Origin of the sequence: Actinomadura sp. BRA 177 (assembly GCF_013372625.1) — a bacterium.
Lineage (GTDB): Bacteria > Actinomycetota > Actinomycetes > Streptosporangiales > Streptosporangiaceae > Spirillospora.
The window spans coordinates 1-3,631 of the sequence record NZ_JABXFD010000364.1; the positions used below are offsets into that span (position 1 = coordinate 1).

Below are 3,631 nucleotides of genomic sequence, written 5' to 3' on the forward strand. Positions count from 1 at the left end.
GCGTGGTGCGTTCCATCAACAGGCCGCCGTTCATCCGCGCCCCGACGAACCCGCCGCCCCCGGTGCTCTCGGCCCCGCGGACCAACGTGCCGACGCCCACGACGCGCCCGCCGCTCCAGACCCCCCCCCCGCTCGGCCCGGCCGCGCCGACGCCCGTCCCGTTCATCCCGCCCCCGTCGCCGGCCGCGCCCTCCGCCGCCGCAGGGCCGCCCGCTAGCGGCGCGCCCCGCGGCCGGCGTCGCGGCTAGTAGGCGGCGCCGATGGCGTGGATGCCGCCGTCGACGTGGACGATCTCGCCGGTCGTGGCGGGGAACCAGTCCGACAGCAGCGCCGCGCACGCGCGGGCGGTCGGCTCGCTGTCCTTGATGTCCCAGCCGAGCGGGGCCGCCTTCGGCCACATGTCCGTCATGCCCTCGAAGCCGGGGATGCTCTTGGCCGCCATCGTGGCGAGCGGCCCGGCGGCGACCAGGTTGACGCGGATGCCCTGCGGGCCGAGGTACTTGGCCAGGTAGCGGGCGCACGACTCCAGGCCGGCCTTCGCCACGCCCATCCAGTCGTACACCGGCCACGCCTTGGTGGCGTCGAAGTCGAGGCCGACGACCGAGCCGCCGTCCTTCATCAGCGGCAGGCACGCCATCGTCAGCGACTTCAGCGAGTACGCGGAGGCGTGCACGGCGGTCGCCACGTCGTCCCAGGGCGTCTCCAGGAAGTTGCCGCCGAGCGCGGTCTGCGGCGCGAACCCGATCGCGTGGACGACGCCGTCGAGGTGGTCGAAGCCGTGCTCGCGCAGGTTCCCGGCCAGGGCGTCCAGCTGCTCGGTGTTCATCACGTCCAGCTCGATCACCGGCGGCGGGTCGTCCGGGCCGGACGGCAGCCGCTTGGCGGTCCGCGCGGTGAGCGTCGGGCGCGGGTAGGCGGTCAGCACCACCTCGGCGCCCTGCTCCTGCGCGATCCGCGCGACGTGGAAGCCGATGGAGGCGTCGGTGAGGACGCCCGTCACCAGGATGCGCTTGCCTTCGAGGATTCCCATGACCGTCAGTGCCCCATTCCCAGTCCGCCGTCGACCGGGATCACGGCCCCGGTGATGTAGGCGGCGTCCTCGCTCGCCACGAACCGCACCGCCTTCGCGATCTCCTCCGGCTTGGCGATCCGGCCCAGCGGCACCGCCGCCGTGATGGCCTTCTGCTGGTCCTCGCTGAGGACCGCCGTCATGTCGGTGTCGACGAACCCGGGCGCCACCACGTTGACCGTGATGTTGCGGGAGCCGAGCTCGCGGGCGAGGGAGCGGGCGAAGCCGACCATGCCCGCCTTCGACGCGGCGTAGTTGGACTGCCCCGGCGAGCCCATCAGCCCCACGACCGACGACACCAGCACGATCCGGCCGGTGCGCTTGCGCATCATGCTCTTCACGGCCCGCTTCGCGACCCGGAACGAGCCGGTCAGGTTGGTGTCCAGCACCGACGTGAACGACTCCTCGCTCATGATCGCCAGCAGCGTGTCCTTGGTGATCCCCGCGTTGGAGACCACCACCTCGACCGGGCCCTGCTCCGCCTCGACCTTGCTGAACGCGGCGTCGACGTCCTCGGCGTCCGTCACGTCGCAGCGGACGCCGAACAGCCCCTCGGGGGGCTCCCCCGACCGGTAGGTGACGGCGACCGCGTCGCCCGCCGCGGACAGCTCGCGGGCGATCGCCAGGCCGATGCCCCGGTTCCCCCCGGTGACGAGGACAGAGCGACTCATCACGGACCCTCTCGTCGAGTTTCGTACTCAGGTGACTGCGGCACGACACTAGCGGCCCGCACCGGGCCCTGCGGATGTGCCGAACCGACAAGATCCGCTCACCCCGCTTTGTTCTCGATCAGCTGACGGGCGGGCGGGTAGGTTGCTGAAGGTGCATGACATCGATCCCGCCTTCACCGCGCTGCCGCTTCGCGCGCTGGCCGACGCGGCCCTGACCCGGGCCCGGGAGCTGGGCGCCGAGCACGCCGACTTCCGCCTCGAGCGCATCCGCAGCCAGACACTGCGGCTGCACGACGCCGCCCTGGAGACCGCCCTGGACGCCGACGACGTCGGCCTGTCCGTCCGGGTCGTCAAGGACGGCACCTGGGGCTTCGCCGCCGGCATCGACCTGACACCGGACGGCGCCGCGCGCGTCGCCGCGCAGGCCGTCGAGGTCGCCGCCGTCGCCAGGCCCGTCAACCGCGAGCCCATCGAGCTGGCGCCCGAGCCCGTCCACGGGGAGCGGACGTGGGTCTCGGCGTACGAGACCGACCCGTTCGACGTGCCGACCGGCGACAAGGTCGTGCTGCTGGCCGGGTGGAGCCGCCGGCTGCTCGGCGACGACCGCGTCGACCACGTGGACGCGACGCTGCTGCAGGTCAAGGAGAACAAGTTCTTCGCCGACCTCGCCGGGACCGTCACCACCCAGCAGCGCGTCCGGCTGCACCCGGTCGTCAACGCCGTCGGCATCGGCGACGGGCTGTTCGACACGATGCGGACGCTGGCGCCGCCCGCCGGATACGGGTGGGAATGGCTGTCCGGTGAGCACTGGGACTGGGACGGCGAACTCGCCCGCATCCCCGAGCTGCTCGCCGAGAAGCTCGCCGCGCCGTCGGTCGAGCCGGGCGCCTACGACGTCGTCGTCGACCCGTCCAACCTGTGGCTGACGATCCACGAGTCGATCGGGCACGCCACCGAGCTGGACCGGGCGCTCGGCTACGAGGCCGCCTACGCCGGCACCTCGTTCGCCACGCCCGACAAGCTCGGCGCCATGCAGTACGGCTCCAAGGTCATGAACATCACCGGGGACCGCACGACCGAGCACGGCCTGGCCACCATCGGCTACGACGACGAGGGCGTCCAGACGCAGTCGTTCGACATCGTGTCCGAGGGCCTGTTCACCGGGTACCAGACCGACCGGCGCATCGCCCGCCTCACCGGCGCCGGACGCTCCAACGGCTGCGCGTTCGCGGACGCCGCGTCCAGCATGCCGATCCAGCGGATGGCGAACGTGTCGCTCCGGCCCGCAGAGGGCGGCCCGTCCACCGACGAGCTGATCTCCGGCGTGGAGCGCGGCATCTACATCGCCGGGGACAAGAGCTGGTCGATCGACATGCAGCGGTACAACTTCCAGTTCACCGGGCAGCGCTTCTACAAGATCGAGAACGGGCGGCTGGCCGGGCAGCTCCGCGACGTCGCCTACCAGGCCACCACCACCGACTTCTGGAACTCGATGGAGGCCGTCGGCGGCCCGCAGACCTACGTGCTGGGCGGCGCGTTCAACTGCGGCAAGGGCCAGCCGGGGCAGGTCGCGCCGGTCAGCCACGGCTGCCCGTCCGCGCTGTTCCGCGGCGTCAACATCCTCAACACCCTGAAGGAGGCGGGCCAGTGAACGCCATGAGGCCGCAGGAGGCCGTCGAGCGGGCCCTGGCGCTGTCCCGGACGGACGACTGCATCGTCATCGCCGACGAGGCGAGCACCGCGAACCTGCGGTGGGCGGGCAACACCCTCACCACCAACGGGGTCACCCGCTCCAGCCGGCTCACCGTCATCGCGCTGCGCGACACCGCCGGCGGCGTCGCGGCGGGCGTGGTGTCGCGGTCGGCGGTCGGCGCCGGCGGGATCGAGGACC

3 protein-coding genes and 1 pseudogene are annotated in these 3,631 nt (G+C 72.4%); 2 read left to right on the top strand and 2 right to left on the bottom strand.

All coding sequences use genetic code 11. The features are described from left to right. Nucleotides 1-244: 244 nt before the first annotated feature. Together fabI and fabG are read right to left on the bottom strand one after the other, a co-directional pair. On the bottom strand, nt 245-1,030 hold the full coding sequence (gene fabI, locus HUX53_RS20710; RefSeq protein WP_176404874.1) for an enoyl-ACP reductase FabI: 786 nt from the start codon (nt 1,028-1,030) through the stop codon (nt 245-247). Between the two features lie 5 nt (nt 1,031-1,035). After that, a complete protein-coding gene (gene fabG / locus HUX53_RS20715) occupies nt 1,036-1,740 on the bottom strand; it encodes a 3-oxoacyl-[acyl-carrier-protein] reductase (protein ID WP_176404875.1) in 705 nt (234 codons plus the stop codon). A gap of 151 nt (nt 1,741-1,891) precedes the next feature. Here fabG and HUX53_RS20720 point away from each other — a divergent pair, with 151 nt between their 5' ends. Both HUX53_RS20720 and HUX53_RS20725 read left to right on the top strand, forming a co-directional pair. Further along, nucleotides 1,892-3,391: a TldD/PmbA family protein gene (locus tag HUX53_RS20720; protein WP_176404876.1), complete on the top strand. Its 1,500-nt coding sequence runs from the start codon at nt 1,892-1,894 to the stop codon at nt 3,389-3,391. A gap of 5 nt (nt 3,392-3,396) precedes the next feature. Further along, nucleotides 3,397-3,631, top strand: a pseudogene (locus HUX53_RS20725) (TldD/PmbA family protein); the annotation flags it as partial.

Excerpts from the sequence above, each read along its gene's own strand:
- fabI (WP_176404874.1), bottom strand. The coding sequence starts at position 1,030 with ATGGGAATCCTCGAAGGCAAGCGCATCCTGGTGACGGGCGTCCTCACC.
- fabG (WP_176404875.1), bottom strand. The coding sequence starts at position 1,740 with ATGAGTCGCTCTGTCCTCGTCACCGGGGGGAACCGGGGCATCGGCCTG.